The sequence below is a fragment of the Bradyrhizobium sp. genome (assembly GCF_016219575.1).
GTDB lineage: Bacteria > Pseudomonadota > Alphaproteobacteria > Rhizobiales > Xanthobacteraceae > Bradyrhizobium.
This window is the reverse complement of record NZ_JACRMG010000029.1, coordinates 87,707-102,641: the sequence shown is the minus strand read 5'-3', so window position 1 is coordinate 102,641 and position 14,935 is coordinate 87,707. Positions and strand designations below refer to the sequence as shown.

General features: G+C 65.8%; 12 protein-coding genes. 1 reads left to right on the top strand and 11 read right to left on the bottom strand.

The window, feature by feature from the left end:
• From recN to murB, 8 genes are all read right to left on the bottom strand, one after another.
• Entirely contained in the window at positions 1 to 1,671 is a 1,671-nt protein-coding gene (recN, locus tag HZB49_RS23120) for a DNA repair protein RecN (protein WP_291615528.1), read from the bottom strand.
• Between the two features lie 16 nt (positions 1,672 to 1,687).
• Positions 1,688 to 2,569, bottom strand: a complete 882-nt coding sequence (locus HZB49_RS23115; RefSeq protein WP_291615526.1) for an outer membrane protein assembly factor BamD — start codon at positions 2,567 to 2,569, stop codon at positions 1,688 to 1,690.
• A gap of 231 nt (positions 2,570 to 2,800) precedes the next feature.
• The gene (lpxC, locus tag HZB49_RS23110; protein WP_291615524.1) at positions 2,801 to 3,760 is read right to left on the bottom strand and encodes a UDP-3-O-acyl-N-acetylglucosamine deacetylase; all 960 of its coding nucleotides are present in this window, start codon (positions 3,758 to 3,760) and stop codon (positions 2,801 to 2,803) included.
• A gap of 341 nt (positions 3,761 to 4,101) precedes the next feature.
• The gene (ftsZ, locus tag HZB49_RS23105) at positions 4,102 to 5,877 is read right to left on the bottom strand and encodes a cell division protein FtsZ (protein WP_291615522.1); all 1,776 of its coding nucleotides are present in this window, start codon (positions 5,875 to 5,877) and stop codon (positions 4,102 to 4,104) included.
• An 89-nt stretch (positions 5,878 to 5,966) separates the two neighbouring features.
• On the bottom strand, positions 5,967 to 7,283 hold the full coding sequence (gene ftsA / locus HZB49_RS23100; protein WP_291615520.1) for a cell division protein FtsA: 1,317 nt from the start codon (positions 7,281 to 7,283) through the stop codon (positions 5,967 to 5,969).
• On the bottom strand, positions 7,280 to 8,260 hold the full coding sequence (locus HZB49_RS23095) for a cell division protein FtsQ/DivIB (protein ID WP_291615518.1): 981 nt from the start codon (positions 8,258 to 8,260) through the stop codon (positions 7,280 to 7,282). Before HZB49_RS23095 ends, ftsA begins: the two co-directional genes overlap by 4 nt.
• Positions 8,261 to 8,506: 246 nt before the next feature.
• Positions 8,507 to 9,493 carry a D-alanine--D-alanine ligase gene (locus HZB49_RS23090; RefSeq protein WP_291615516.1) on the bottom strand — a complete coding sequence of 329 codons (987 nt, stop codon included), beginning with the start codon at positions 9,491 to 9,493 and terminating at the stop codon, positions 8,507 to 8,509.
• Positions 9,494 to 9,601: 108 nt separating this feature from the next.
• The gene (gene murB / locus HZB49_RS23085) at positions 9,602 to 10,522 is read right to left on the bottom strand and encodes a UDP-N-acetylmuramate dehydrogenase (RefSeq protein ID WP_291615514.1); all 921 of its coding nucleotides are present in this window, start codon (positions 10,520 to 10,522) and stop codon (positions 9,602 to 9,604) included.
• A gap of 20 nt (positions 10,523 to 10,542) precedes the next feature.
• Between murB and HZB49_RS23080 the strand changes: the two genes are divergently transcribed.
• Positions 10,543 to 10,818, top strand: coding sequence for a GIY-YIG nuclease family protein (locus HZB49_RS23080; protein WP_291615512.1), 276 nt, complete (start codon positions 10,543 to 10,545; stop codon positions 10,816 to 10,818).
• Positions 10,819 to 10,874: 56 nt separating this feature from the next.
• Here HZB49_RS23080 and murC read toward each other — a convergent pair whose 3' ends face one another.
• The 3 genes from murC to ftsW all read right to left on the bottom strand — a co-directional run bounded on the left by murC (position 10,875) and on the right by ftsW (position 14,830).
• A complete protein-coding gene (gene murC, locus HZB49_RS23075; protein ID WP_291615510.1) occupies positions 10,875 to 12,278 on the bottom strand; it encodes a UDP-N-acetylmuramate--L-alanine ligase in 1,404 nt (467 codons plus the stop codon).
• 134 nt (positions 12,279 to 12,412) lie between these two features.
• Positions 12,413 to 13,513 carry an undecaprenyldiphospho-muramoylpentapeptide beta-N-acetylglucosaminyltransferase gene (gene murG / locus HZB49_RS23070; protein ID WP_291615508.1) on the bottom strand — a complete coding sequence of 367 codons (1,101 nt, stop codon included), beginning with the start codon at positions 13,511 to 13,513 and terminating at the stop codon, positions 12,413 to 12,415.
• A 168-nt stretch (positions 13,514 to 13,681) separates the two neighbouring features.
• Positions 13,682 to 14,830 carry a putative lipid II flippase FtsW gene (ftsW, locus tag HZB49_RS23065; protein ID WP_291615506.1) on the bottom strand — a complete coding sequence of 383 codons (1,149 nt, stop codon included), beginning with the start codon at positions 14,828 to 14,830 and terminating at the stop codon, positions 13,682 to 13,684.
• Between the last annotated feature and the right edge of the window lie 105 nt (positions 14,831 to 14,935).

Below are 14,935 nucleotides of genomic sequence, written 5' to 3'. Positions count from 1 at the left end.
TTACGAGGCCGCTTTCAGCAGCCGCTCCGCGGCGGCCCTCGCCTCGGCGGTGATCTCGGCGCCGGCGAGCATCCTCGCGATTTCCTCGCGGCGATGGTCGGCGGCGAGCGCGTTGACGCGGGTGGCGACGCGCTTGCCCTTGTCGAGCGCATCCTTGGAAATCAAGAGATGCTGGCCGGCGCGGGCGGCGACCTGGGGCGCATGCGTCACCGCCATCACCTGCACCTTGGTGGCGAGACGCGCCAGCCGCGTGCCGATGGCGTCGGCCACCGCGCCGCCGACGCCGGTGTCGATTTCGTCGAAAACAAGCGTCGGCGCCGAGCCGCGGTCGGCGAGCACGACCTTCAGCGCCAACAGGAAGCGCGACAGCTCGCCGCCGGAGGCCACCTTCATCAGCGGGCCCGGCCGCGTACCGGGATTGGTCTGCACCCAGAACTCGACGCGATCGATGCCCTGCGGTCCGGGCGAGGCGTCATCGGCCTCCAGCTGCGTGGTGAAGCTGGCGCGTTCCAGCTTCAGCGGCGGCAGCTCGGCGTTGACGGCCTTGTCGAGCTTTGTGGCGGCCCTTGCGCGCGACGCCGAGAGCTTTGCGGCAGCGGCGGCGTAGCGCTTGTCGGCCTCGAGCGCGGCGGCCTCCAGCTTCTTCAACTGCTCGGCGCCGGCATCGATCAGGGCGACATCGCCAGCCATCTGCAGCGCGAGTGCGGCAAGCCGGTCGACCGGCGTGGAATATTTGCGCGCGGCGGCGCGCAGCGCGAACAGGCGCTCTTCGATGCGCTCGAGCTCGGCGGGATCGAAATCGGCCGCCCGCAGCGCGGCGTTGAGATGCTGGTCGGCCTCTTCCAGCGCGTTGATGGCGGCATCGATGGCCCTCACCGCGGGCTCGACCAGCGCAGGCGAATTGGCGGCGCGGCGTTCCAGCCGGCGCACGGCGGCGGACAGCGACGGTACCGGCGAATGCGCGCCGCCGATCGCCTCCTGCGCCTCGCGCAAATCGGTTGCGATCTTCTCGCCCTGCATCATGACGGTGCGGCGTTCCGCCAGCTGCGTCTCCTCGCCTTCCTGCGGCGCCAGCGTCTTCAGCTCGGCGGAGGCATGGCGCAGATAATCCGCCTCGCGCGCGGCGCGCTCGACGGAGGCCCGATGCTCCTCCAGCGAGGCAGCAGCGGTGCGGCGCGCCTCCCACAGCGTCTCTATTGCGGCGACGTCCTTCTCCAGCCCGCCGAAGGCGTCGAGCAGGCGGCGGTGGGTGGAGGCATCGACCAGCGCGCGCTCGTCGTGCTGACCGTGGATCTCGACCAGCGCGGCGCCCACGGCCTTCAGCGTCTGCACCGAGATCGACTGGTCGTTGATGAACGCCCGCGTGCGGCCGTCGGCGAACTGCACGCGGCGCAGGATCATTTCGCCGGTATCCTCGAGGCCGTTGTCGGCGAGGATTTTCGTGGCCGGATGATTCTTCGGCACGTCGAAGGTGGCCGTGACCTGGCCCTGCTCCGCGCCATGGCGCACCAGGCCGGCATCGCCGCGGCCGCCGAGCGCCAGCGCAAAGGCATCGAGCAGGATGGATTTGCCCGCACCGGTTTCGCCGGTGAGCACGGCAAGGCCCCGGGAGAATTCGATATCGAGCCGTTCGATCAGGACGATGTCGCGGATCGATAGACGCGCCAGCATGCGGGGAACCCAGAACCTAGCCGAGGCCCATCTTCTTGAAGGCCCTGGAAATATAGGAGCCCTTGTTCTCGCTCGGCTCGAGACCGCCGGACTTTACAAGATTATAGGCGTCCTTGTACCAGCGGCTTTCCGGAAAATTGTGGCCAAGCACGGCGGCCGCGGTCTGCGCCTCGCCGACGATGCCGATCGCCATATAAGCCTCGGCGAGGCGGAACAGCGCCTCCTCGACGTGGCGCGTGGTCTGGTAACGCGTCACCACGGTCTTGAAGCGGTTGATCGCAGCCGTGTAGTCGCGCTTCTGCATGTAGTAGCGGCCGACATCCATCTCCTTGCCGGCGAGCTGGTCGCGCGCGCCTTCCAGCTTGGCCTTGGCGGAGTTGGCGTATTCCGAGGTCGGATATTTGCGCACGACCTCCTCGAGCGCGTTGATCGCCTTCTCGGTGCGGCCCTGGTCGCGCGAGACGTCGGGGATCTGGTCGTAATGCGAGGCGGCGATCAGGTATTGCGCATAGGCCGCATCGGGGCTGCCGGGATGCAGCGTGACGTAGCGGGTGGCCGCGCCGATGCAGCTGTCATAGTCGCCGGCGTTGTAGAAGGCGTAGGCCGACATCAGCAGCGATTTGCGCGCCCAGTCGGAATAGGGATGCTGGCGGTCAACTTCCTCGAACTTCTTCGAGGCGGCCTTGCTATCCTTGCGCTGGTTCATCAGGTACAAGCCCTCATTGTAGAGCTTGTCCGCGGGCTCCTCGACGAAGGTGTCGTCCTTCCGGGTGAACTTGTCCCAGAGATCGCCGGTGCCGCATCCGCCGAGCGGCAACGCGAACAGCGCAATTAGGCCGGCGAGCCGCAGCCCGGCCGGTGATTTGCGCCCTCGAAGCGTCATACGCTGTGCCGACATGAATTGAGACCTGACGCCTGTGATGCGATGCTTGCTGTTACGGCCGGTCATGGCCGCAAGGTTCACGGGAGCAACGCAACCGCGGGCTACACTTAGCCGAAATAACCCCATTAACCAACCGGATAGGCAGGCATTCCGCCCGGATTAAGGCGGCCGGCCACGATCCTTACCAATTGTGGTTACTAGGGAAAATCGGACGGCGCGGGCTGCGCCAGGGGGCGATCCGCCCCTTCAGGACACGTCCGGGCTGTAGGCCGGCGACACCATGCCGCCGACGATGGCACGGCCGGCTTCGGCCGGAACGCGGCTGCGGCGGGGGGTTTCGCCCTCGACCACGCGCCAGGCGGTGCGGTCGGCCAGCAGAGCCGTCAGGGCGGCGTGGTTGAGCTTGTGGCCGCCACGCACAGAGCGGAAGGCGCCGAGCAGCGGCAGGCCGGCCAGCGCGAGATCGCCGATGACATCCAGCACCTTGTGACGGGCGCATTCGTCGGCGTAACGCAGGCCTTCGGCATTGAGCAGGCGCTCGTCGTCGAACACCACCGTGTTCTCGAAGGAGGAGCCGAGCGCAAAACCGGCGCTGGAGAGCCGCGCAAACTCGTTGAGGAAGCCGAAGGTACGGGCGCGGCTGATCTCGCGGCGGAACCGCTCCGGGCTAAGTTCAAGCGCGTAACTCTGCCTGCCGATCACGGGATTGACGAAGTCGATCTCCACCTCGGCGCGGAAGCCCGCCGCATAGGGCCGGAACTCGCCGAAGGAATCGCCACGGGTGACCGTAACGGGCTTGAGGATTTGCAGGAAGCGGCGGACCGCGGGCTGGGCCACGATGCCGGCCTGATCGATCGCGGCAACAAAGGCAGCCGCGCTGCCGTCCATGATCGGGACTTCGGGGCCGTCGATCTCGATGGTGGCGTTGTCGACGCCCATGCCGCGTAGCGCAGCGAGAACATGCTCGGCGGTGGCAACCAGTGGGCCTTCGCTGTCGCCCAGGACGGTGGCAAATTCAGTGGAGATGACCGATTCGGCCGATGCCACGACTTCGCGGTCGACGCCCTCAAGGCCGGTGCGGACAAAAATAAGACCTGCATCAACAGGTGCAGGTCCGATGGTCAGATTAACGGGTAAACCGGAATGAACGCCGACGCCCGTCACAGTGGCTTGCGACTGAAGCGTGGTTTGACGGTTTAATTTCATCCGAAGACTGCCCACTACCCGACTAACTCAAAGACCGCCCAACCCCAGTTCCGGGATCGACTCACGCTTCAAGCATCCCCTAGTCGCGGTGAACTCTAATCACTGCCCGAAAGCGCGCCAACTCACGCTTTTTTACGGATTGTTACCCCAACTGTGCCGCATTCACGCCAAAGCTTAACCAAAATGCGCCGGCTTCCGACACATGAATTAAAGCAAGGAAAGAATAATTAATCATTTAAAAACAAAAGCTTGCCTGGAACGGCAAAACCATACCCTGTGGAAAAGTAAAGGTCCCGGTGCTGCCACCGGGACCTCTTGCATCGTCAGAATTGTAACAAACTTCAGTTGGCCTGCCGGCGCAGGAAGGCCGGGATATCAAGATGGTCATCGCCCTGTGGCGCCGATGCAACAGGCGCCTGACGGCCATGAACGTCGAGCCCCTGGGGGGCCTGCCGCTGCTTGGCGTATTCGGAGACCGGCTCGCTGGCTGCGATCTGCTGGGCCACCGTGCGGGCCGGCTTGCGTTCCGGCAGCGGCGGCATGGCGGGGCCGGAGGCGCGGGCGGCAATCGGCGGCTCGCTCTCCTCGTCGCGGCGGCCGAGACCGACATTGGCCAGCCGCTGCAGCAGCGACAGCTTCTTGTGCGGATGCTCCTCCTCGGTCTCATGCGCCTTGCGGATTTCGGCCTGGGCCGGCATCGGCAGGTCCTCGAATTTGGGCATGCGCGGCGAGCGGGATGACGGGCGTTCGGCGGCCGGCGGGATGAAGTTCTCGGCCGGCGGCGGCTCGTGCGATTCGGCGCGGTCAGCTTCCTTGTCCGGGAACAAGGTCGGCTTCTGCGCGACCGGGCGCACGGTGACGTCGCCATAGGTGGCGGGCTGCGTGGAGGCCTGCGGCGCTTCGGGTGCGACCGCGGCCGCAATCGCCGCCAGCGCCGCACGCTCGACATTGCTGGTCGCGCGCGGGGCGATCGGCGTGGTGACCGGCGCAGGCGCCGGGACCGCGGCCTCCAGCTTCTGGGCACGCTCAGCAAGGCGCTGGTTGTCGGCGCGCAGCCGCGCGGTGAGATCGGCGAGGCGATTCTCCGGCGTCGCGGCAGGCGTGGCCTGGGCAATGGGCGTAGAGGCCGAATTCAGCGAGCGCGCGACCGCGGCCTGCTCGATGCCGGTGGCGACGACGGAGACGCGGATCACGCCGTCGAGCGCTTCGTCGAAGGTGGCGCCGACGATGATGTTGGCATCCTGGTCGACTTCCTCGCGGATGCGGGTGGCGGCCTCGTCGACCTCGAACAGCGTGAGATCCTTGCCGCCGGTGATGGAGATCAGCAGCCCGCGCGCGCCCTTCATGGAGGAGTCGTCGATCAGCGGGTTGGCGATCGCGGCTTCCGCGGCGGTCAGCGCGCGCTTGTCGCCGGCGGCTTCGCCCGTGCCCATCATCGCCTTGCCCATTTCCCTCATCACCGCCCTGACGTCGGCGAAGTCGAGATTGATCAGGCCTTCCTTGACCATCAGGTCAGTGATGCAGGCGACGCCCGAATAGAGCACCTGGTCGGCCATCGCGAAGGCGTCGGCGAAGGTGGTCTTCTCGTTGGCGACCCGGAACAGGTTCTGGTTCGGGATGATCAGGAGCGTATCGACCACCTTGTGCAGCTCGGCGATGCCGGCTTCCGCGGTGCGCATGCGGCGCTGGCCCTCGAAGTGGAAGGGCTTGGTCACCACGCCCACCGTGAGGATGCCCATTTCGCGCGCGCACTTGGCGATGACGGGAGCGGCGCCGGTGCCGGTGCCGCCGCCCATGCCGGCGGTGACGAACACCATGTTGGCGCCGGAGAGATGATCGCGGATCTCGTCCATCACCTCTTCCGCGGCGGCGGCACCGACATCCGGCTGCGAGCCGGCGCCGAGGCCCTGCGTGACCTGCGTCCCCATCTGGATGATGCGCTGCGACTTCGACATCGTCAGCGCCTGCGCGTCGGTGTTGGCGACGACGAAGTCGACGCCCTGCAACCCGGCAGTGATCATGTTGTTGACGGCATTTCCGCCCGCGCCGCCGACGCCGAAGACGGTGATCCGCGGTTTCAGCTCGCTGATGTCAGGGGGGGTGATGTTGAGTGCCATGGTTGCCTCTCGTAGCTACGCGCGCGTTGGTTCGCCCCGGCCGGCGGCCGCGGGATTTGGTGAAAGTCGAATGATGGTGACATCGGTCATCAGAAGCCCTCGCGAAGCCATCGTCCGACCTTTCCGAAGTATCCGTCAGTCCCTGTCCTGAGCTGCCGCGTATGCCGCGGTTCGACATGTTCGAGATGGGCGTATTGCGGGTAGACCAGCAGCCCCGCGGGAACCGCGAAGGAGGCGCTCTTGGCCTCGTTGGGCAGCCGGCCGAAACCGAGCGGGCGGCCGATCCGCACCGGGCGATTGAGGATACGGGTGGCGAGTTCGACCGAGCCGGTGAGTTGCGAGGCGCCGCCGCTCAGGACGACCCTCGCCCTCGGCTCCGCTGCAAAGGGGGAATCCGCCAGGCGGTCCCTCACCATCTCAAAAATCTCCTCAGCGCGATGCCGGACGATGTTCGCGATCGTGGCGCGGGACACGATCTGCGGCGCGTCGGTCTCCTCGCCCGCAGTCGGTACTGACATCAATTCTCGCGCGTCGGACCCGCCGGTCAGCACGGTGCCATATAACGTCTTGATTCGCTCGGCATCCGCAATGCAGGCGGAGAGTCCGCGGGCGAGATCCATCGTGATGTGTTGCCCGCCGAGCGCAAACCCGGATGCATGGACGAAGCGGCCGGCCGAATAAGTCGCAATCGTGGTGGAGCCTGCCCCCATTTCGACCACGGCAGCGCCCAGATCCGCCTCGTCGTCGGTCAGCACTGCCAGACCTGCGACATAAGGACTCGCCGCCATGGCCTCGACGTTGAGATGGCAACGCTCGACCGCCAGCATCAGGTTGCGGGCGACAGCCGCGTCGCCGGTGACGACGTTCATCTCGACGCCGAACTGGCGGGCGACCATGCCCTTGGGATCGCGGATGCCCTTGACGCCGTCGACGGAATAGCTCGTCGGCAGGGTGTGCAGTACCGTACGGCCCTCGGCCGTTGCGTGGCGCATGCCGGTGGAGGTGACGCGGGTAACGTCCGCCGATGTCACCGAGCCGCCCTTGATGTCGGCGGCGGCCTCGACGAGCTGGCCCTGCAGCCGGCCGCCGGAAACCGAGAGCAGAACGGATTCGACCCGCACCTTGGCCATGCGCTCGGCCAGCGCCACGGCCTGGCGCACCGACTGCTCGCATTCGGCGAGGTCGACCACGGCGCCGGCCTTCATGCCGCGCGACTGGATCTGGCTGTAGCCGATCAGTTCCACTGCATGGCTGCGGCCGCGCAGCGCGTCGTTGGGCGGGCTCGGCTTGAGCCGCGCGATCATGCAGGCGATCTTGCTGGTGCCGATGTCGAGCGAAGCGACCAGCGCGGTGCGCCTGGTCATCGGCCGCGTCTTCGGGGTCTGGGTGCGATCGAGGCCGGTCATGCGTCACCGGCCTTTTTCTTCTTCTTGTCCTTGAAGAGCTCTTCGCGTGCCTTCGCCGCGTCTTCGGACAATTGCACGACCAGGCGATCCGGCAAGCGCATGTCGACCGCGACGATGTCACGGGAGAACAGCTTGTCTTCCTTGTCCATCCTGCTGAGCGCGGCGAGCGCATTGCCGACATCGTTCTCGGGCAGGCGGATGTCGAGGCCATCCTTCAGGCGCAGGTTCCAGCGCCGCTCGCCGACGAAGACCGCGGCCCTGGTGACGGAATGAACCTGCGGATAGCGCGCCAGCAGCGCCAGGAAATCCCGCGCGCGGGTCTCGGCGCCCTTGCCCACCACCAGCGGCAGCGAAACGAAGCGGCGCGCCACGTAGGGTTCCAGCACCGCACCGTCCTCGGCGATCACGGCGAGGCGGCCATCCTGCTGCCACAGGGCGAACGCCTTGCGCTCGACGAGATCGATCTGCAACTCGCCGGGATAGAACTTCTGTACGGTGGCATCCGCGATCCACGGATTGGCCTTGAGCTTGTCGCGCACGGTGGCGGCGTCGAGGAACAGCAGCGACGAGCGGCCGTTGACGCCGCCGATGCCGAGCACCTCGTCCTGGCTCAATTGCTTGCGGCCGTTGATGACCACGGAGGTAATGCGGAAGCCGGCGGAATTGGCGAGCGCGTTGCGGCCGTCGGCGAGTTGCGTCAGCACGGCGTCGACATGGCCGCCCCTGAAGACACCGAGCACGGCGCTGCCGAGCAGCGTAGCGAGCGTCAACATCAGCACGGCGCGGCGCGGCGTGTATCGCTCGAGCCAGAGGATCGCGCGGCTCGGTGGCTGGCGGTCGGGCGCGGCCTTCAGGCGTTTACGATCAAATCCAAAATACTCGCGCAGCAGCACGACCGCGCCGATGGCGGCCGCCTTCAGGTCAGTCTTCGGCTCCGACGATCGCCTGGATCGGTTGGAGCGCCCTGCACCATCCATTGCACGAGCCCGTCAATCACGACCCGCAAGCCTTTGCGGGTGCTGGCACAAATGGCGTCTCGGTCATGCCTCCATGGCCGGCCGAGCGCACACCTGCGCCGCCAGCGTTAACCTTCGTTCTTCCTGGTAAACAAAGGGTAAAGCAGGTCCCCTCAGGCGGCGATTTGGCCCGTGCTGTGAGGGGTTTGCCGCAGGTTTGTAGAGTTTTGGGGGATTTCGAGGCGCCCGTAGGAAACCGGGATTCCGCTACCTTTGCGTGCGCTTGACCGCCAGCGCGATCTGATCGTGCAGGAAATCGGTAAAGTCGATGCCCTGCGCCTTCAGCGCCTTCGGATAGAGCGAGGCCTTGGTGAGACCCGGCAGCGTGTTGGTCTCCAGATAGACCGGCCCCTTCGCGGAGATGATGAAGTCGGACCGTGAATATCCGGAGCACGACAGCGCGCGATGCGCCTTCACCGCAAGGTCCATCAATTGCGCGGTGACTTCAGGCGAGAAGCGGCCGGGGCAGATTTCCTGCGTCGACTTCAGCAGATATTTGGCCGTGTAGTCGAAGCGCCCCTCCGCCGCGACGATCTCGACCGGCGGCAGCGACAACATCTTGCCGTCGGACTGTTCCAGCACGCCGCAGGTCGCCTCGGTGCCGGAGATGAAGGGCTCGATCAGGTATTCCTCGGCCCTTGCTGCATTGCGAACGGCGACGAGGTCCTGCCGGGCGACGACATAGATCAGGCCGTAGCTCGACCCGTCCTTGACGGGCTTGGCGATCAGCTTGCCGTATTCGGCGAAGGCTTCCTCGAGATTGCCGAGGTCGATGCCGGACGGCGATGTCACGCCGCCGATGGCGGCAAAACGTTTGGCCGCGGTCTTGTCGAAGGCCAGATGCGAAGATGCCGAACCCGAACCGGTGAAGGGAACACCGCGCATCTCGCACATCACCTGCAGTTCGCCGTTCTCCGCCCTGCCCCCGTGCAGGCCGAGCACCAGCACTCGGCTTTCCGCGCTGGCGCGGTCGAGCGCCTGCGCCAGCGGCACGCCGCGGCTTTCGGGCTGAAACTCGTCCTCGAACGGACGCTTGTGGCCGAGCAGCTCGGCCGTCGTCACCTCGTGCACGGTATCGGCGACGTGCCAGAACCAGAGGTCGGCCTCCGGCAGCGCCTCGCACAGCGCCTGAGCGGAGGCGACCGAGACCAGTCGCTCCTTGTTGGTGCCGCCGAAGAGAATGGTGTTGCGCATCAATTTTCACTTTCGTCATTCCGGGATGGCGTGAAGCGCCAGACCCGGAATCCATTCCTCAACCAACTTCCAGAATCCGGGTTCACGCTACGCACCCCGGAATGACAACTACGCGGGAATCCCGATCCGCTTGATTTCCCAATGCAGCTCTATACCGGAATTCGCCTTGACCCGCTCGCGTACGGTTTCGCCCAGCGTTTCAATGTCATGGCCGGTGGCATTGCCGGTGTTGATCAGGAAGTTGCAGTGCATTTCCGACACCTGCGCGCCGCCGACGCGCAAGCCCCGGCATCCGGCGGCATCGATCAGCTTCCAGGCGCTGTTGCCGGGCGGGTTCTGGAAGGTGGACCCGCCGGTCTTTTCACGAATCGGTTGAGCCGTTTCGCGGTGAGTCTGAACCTCGTTCATCCGCGCGCGGATCACTTCGGGCGAACTGATCGTTCCACGGAATCTTGCCGAGGTGAAGATGATCTGGGGATCGACGCCACTGCTGCGATAGACGAATTTCATGTCGGCATTGGAGAAGACATGCCTCGTGCCGTCGCGGCCGATGCCAACAGCCTCGGTCAACACGTCCTTCGTCTCGCGGCCATTGGCCCCCGCATTCATCCGCAGCGCGCCGCCGACGGTGCCGGGAATGCCGAAGAAGAACTCCATGCCGCCGATATTGGCCGATGCCGCCGTCTCCGCCACGCGCTTGTCGAGCGCCGCCGCGCCGGCGGTGACGGTGTCGCCCTGCGCGCTGGTCTCGCCGAAAGCTCGCGGCGCAAGCCGGATCACCACGCCGGAGATGCCGCCATCGCGCACGATCAAATTGGAACCGACGCCGACGACATAGACCGGCAGCTCCTTCGGAAGATGCTTCAAGAAATAGGCGAGATCGTCCTCATCCGCCGGCGTGAACAGCACCTGCGCCGGCCCGCCGACGCGAAACCAGGTCAGCTCCGCCAATGACTGGTTGGCCAGCAGCCGCCCGCGCAATTGCGGCATCGCGGCTTTGAGGTCGGACGTAATGTCGGGGAAGGTCAAGCGAGCCCTCTCAACTCGTCATGGCCGGGCTTGTCCCGGCCATCCACGTCTTGCAGACTAGCCGCATGGCAGGTGGCTACGTCTACATTCTGACCAATCGCCCGAACGACATCCTGTATGTCGGCGTCACCTACGACCTCTTGAAGCGGTTGGTCTATTTCGAACAGTTCGATGACATCCGGGACGCTATTCAACGCGAGCACAATATTAAGCACTGGCCGCGAGCGTGGAACTTCCAAAAGATCGTAGCCATGAATCCGGATTGGAACGATCTCTATGACGAGATCACGAAGTAAAGACGTGGATGGCCGGGACAAGCCCGGCCATGACGAAGGAAAAAGGGTCGCGTCCATCACCCCAACGCCTTCAATTCACCGGGCAGCGCGTAGGCCCATTGCGTGATGTTGCCGGCACCGAGGCAGATGACGAGGTCACCCGATTTGGCGAGACCATGCACGATCTTGGCGAGCTCACCGGCATTCGGCAGTGCGATCGCCTCGCGATGGCCGTGGGCGCGCAGGCTGGCAACGAGATGATCGCGATCGATGCCCGGGATCGGCGTCTCGCCGGCCGGATAAACCTCCGCTACAACGACCGCATCGGCGTCATTGAAGCAGTTGGAGAATTCGGCGAATAGCGACTGCAGCCGCGTATAGCGATGCGGCTGCACCACGGCGATGATCCTGCCATTGGTGGACTCCCGTGCCGCCTTCAGCACCGCTGCGATCTCGACGGGGTGATGGCCGTAATCGTCGATGACGGTGACGCCGTTCGCCTCGCCGGTCCTGGTGAAGCGCCGCTTCACGCCGCCGAAGCCGGCGAGTGCCTTGCGGATCGCGTCGTCGGAAACGCCGAGCTCATGCGCCACCGCGATTGCCGCCGTGGCGTTGGTGGCATTGTGCCATCCCGGCATCGGCAGCGCGAGATCGGGTATTTCATGCGTGCCGCCGCTCTTGCGGTTGCGGAACACGACCCGAAATTTCGAGCCGCCGCCCACCGGCGTGAGATCGGCGAGTTGCACATCGGCCTGCGGGTTCTGCCCGTAGGTGATGATGCGGCGATCCTCGACATGGCCAACCATGCTCCGCACCACGGGATGATCGGTGCACATCACGGCAAAGCCATAGAACGGCACGTTCGCGACGAACTGGCGGAACGCCTCCTGGATCGCCTCGAACGTCTTGAAGTGGTCGAGGTGCTCGGGATCGATATTGGTGACGATCACGACATCGGACGGCAGCTTGAGGAAGGTGCCGTCGCTCTCGTCGGCCTCCACCACCATCCAGTCGCCGGCGCCCAGCCGCGCATTGGTGCCATAGGCATTGATGATGCCGCCGTTGATGACGGTGGGATCGAGCCCGCCGGCATCGAGCAGGGTCGCGACCATTGTCGTGGTGGTGGTCTTGCCATGGGTGCCGGCAATGGCGACGCAGCTCTTCAGCCGCATCAGTTCAGCCAGCATCTCGGCGCGGCGCACCACCGGAATGCGCTGTGCGCGCGCCGCCACCAGCTCCGGATTGTCGCGCTTGATCGCGGTGGAGACCACGACGACGGCGGCGCTGCCGATATTTTCGGCCTTGTGGCCGACGAAGACGGTAACGCCGTTCTTGCGCAGCCGGTCGAGGTTGTAGCCGTCGGCGGCGTCGGAGCCCTGCACGGTGTAGCCGAGATTGCCGAGGACTTCGGCGATGCCGCTCATGCCGATGCCGCCGATCCCGATGAAATGGATGGGTCCGATATCGCGTGGCAGTCTCATGGTGCGTCCCGTAGTCTCCGTCATGCCCGGGCTAGTCCCGGGCATCCACGAATCTCCCTCACTTCATGCAAGACGTGGATGGCCGGGACAAGCCCGGCCATGACGCCAAAACAACGAAAATTCAGGCTCTTGGCCTAGATTCCGGCGACTTTCGCCACCAGATCGGCCAGCCGCTCGGCAGCATCGAGCCGGCCGACGCTGCGCGCCTTGAGAGCCATGGCGGTCAGCCGCTCAGGCTCGGCCGCAAAAGCGGAGATTTCCGAGGCCAGCCGGTCCGGCGTGAACTCGCTCTGCACGATGCGCACGGCGCCGTCGGCTTGGGACAGCACGCCGGCATTGGCGAACTGGTCCTGGTCGATCGCCCCGGGCAACGGCACCAGGATCGAGGGCCGTCCGATCGCGGCGAGCTCCGCCACCGTGCCGGCCCCGGAGCGCGCGACCACGAGATGGTTTTGCGCCAGCCGCGCCGGCAGGTCGGAGAAGAACGGCGCCAGCTCGGCATTGATCTTGAGCTTGTCGTAGACCGCGCGCACCCGCGCCATGTCTTCCTCGCGCACCTGCTGGGTGAGCACGATGCGGCTCCACAGCGCCGGCTCCAGCCGCTCGATGGCGGGAGGAACAATATCGCTCATTACCCGCGCGCCCTGGCTGCCGCCGACGACGAGCAGGCGCAGCGGTCCGTTTGCTTGCGGCGATTCATACGGCATCGCGGCGGCGGCGAGGATCGCCGGGCGCATCGGGGTGCCGACGGTGGTGGTCTTGCCTGCAAGCGCGGGATCGCGGTCGAGCACGCCGGGCAGCGAGGTCGCGATCGCGCTGACGCGGCCCGAGAGGAAACGGTTGGCGCGGCCCAGCACGGCGTTGGCCTCGTGAATAATGCCGGGCACGCCGAGCAGTTTTGCTGCCAGCAATGGCGGCAGCGTCGGATAGCCGCCGAAGCCCACCACCGCGGCGGGCTTGAGCCGCTGCACCAGCTTGAGCGCGACCACCATGCCATAGCCGAGCATGATCGCGGTGCGCGCCAGCGACACGGGATCGCGGCCGCGCACGGTCTCGCTCGGCACCACGTCGGTCATGTCCTTGGTGAAGAGGCCACTGTAGCGCAGCGCGCGGGAGTCGGTGGCGAGCCGCACGCGATAGCCGCGCCTGATCAGTTCGACGCCCAGCGCTTCCGCAGGAAACAGATGGCCGCCGGTGCCTCCCGCGGCGAGGAGGATGAGAGGTGGGGTGGTCATGGGGCCTTGATAGCGGACGGCGCTACGCTCGTCACCTGCGCCGATGGCCCCAAACATCCTCCGTCATGGCCGGGCTTGTCCCGGCCATCCACGTTCTTCTTGCAACTGGTGACAAAGACGTGGATGCCCGGGACAAGCCCGGGCATGACGATCATTGTGAGACGCGGCTCACGCGTAGCTGCGCGCCCCGGCGTCGTTGCTACTCTCCACCTCGGTGCGCGGGCGCAGTCGCGTCAGCGCCAGCATCATGCCGACGCCATAGGCGAGCGAGATGATGGAAGAGCCGCCATAGGAGATGAAGGGCAGCGTCATGCCCTTGGCGGGGATCAGCTGCAGGTTCACGGCCATGTTGATGGCGCCCTGCACGCCGAACAGGATGGCCAGGCCCGACGCCGCAAAGCGCGCGAACATGTCCTCGCTGGCATAGGCGCGGGAAAGCGCGCGGATCACGATGAAGGCATAGAGCGCGAGCAGCATCAGGCAGAGGATGATGCCGAATTCTTCGGCGGCCACCGCGAACACGAAATCCGTATGGCTGTCTGGCAGGCTGCGCTTGGCGATGCCCTCGCCCGGCCCGAGGCCGAACCAGCCGCCGTTGAAGAAGGCTTCCATCGCGGTATCGACCTGGAACGTGTCGCCCGAGGCGGGGTTCATGAAGCGTTTGATGCGGCCGGCGACATGCGGCACGAACAGGTAGGCGCCGAACAGCCCGGCGCCCGCGGCACCCGCGAGCCCCAGCACCCAGATCATCCGCATGCCCGCGATGAAGAACAGCGCGCCCCACACCATCAGGATCAGCATCGTCTGGCCGAAGTCCGGCTCCATCACCAGGAGCGCGACCAGCAACAGCAGCATGCCCAGCGCCATCGAGGTCGCCGGCATCTCCGGCCGCTTGGTCGACTCCGCAAACAGCCAGGCCGCAACGACGACGAAGGCAGGCTTTGCGGATTCGGAGGCCTGGATGTTGACACCGATGATGGTGATCCAGCGCCTGGAGCCCTTCACCTCGGGCCCGAACAGCAGCGTCGCCACGATCAGCGCGATGCTCACCGCGAACACGATCAGCGCGGTGCGGCGGATCTGCTTGGGCGACAGGAAAGAGACGCCGACCAGCACGATGAAGGCCGGAGCCAGGAACAGCACGTGGCGGCCGAAGAAGTGGAAGGGATCGAGCCCGATGCGGGTCGCCACCGGCGGGCTCGCCGCCAGCGACAGGATCACGCCGGTCAGCATCAGCGCGAAGATCGCGACCAGCAGCAGCTTGTCGACGGTCCACCACCATTCGGAAAGCGGCGTGCGTACTTCGCGGGAGATCATGGCGTCCCCAATGGGCAGAGGTCCGTCCCATTGGTGGCGGAGGTTGGTTACCGGGGGGTTAATGGAGTCGGTAACTTTCGAGGGAAGCGTAAGGTCGCCACAAAG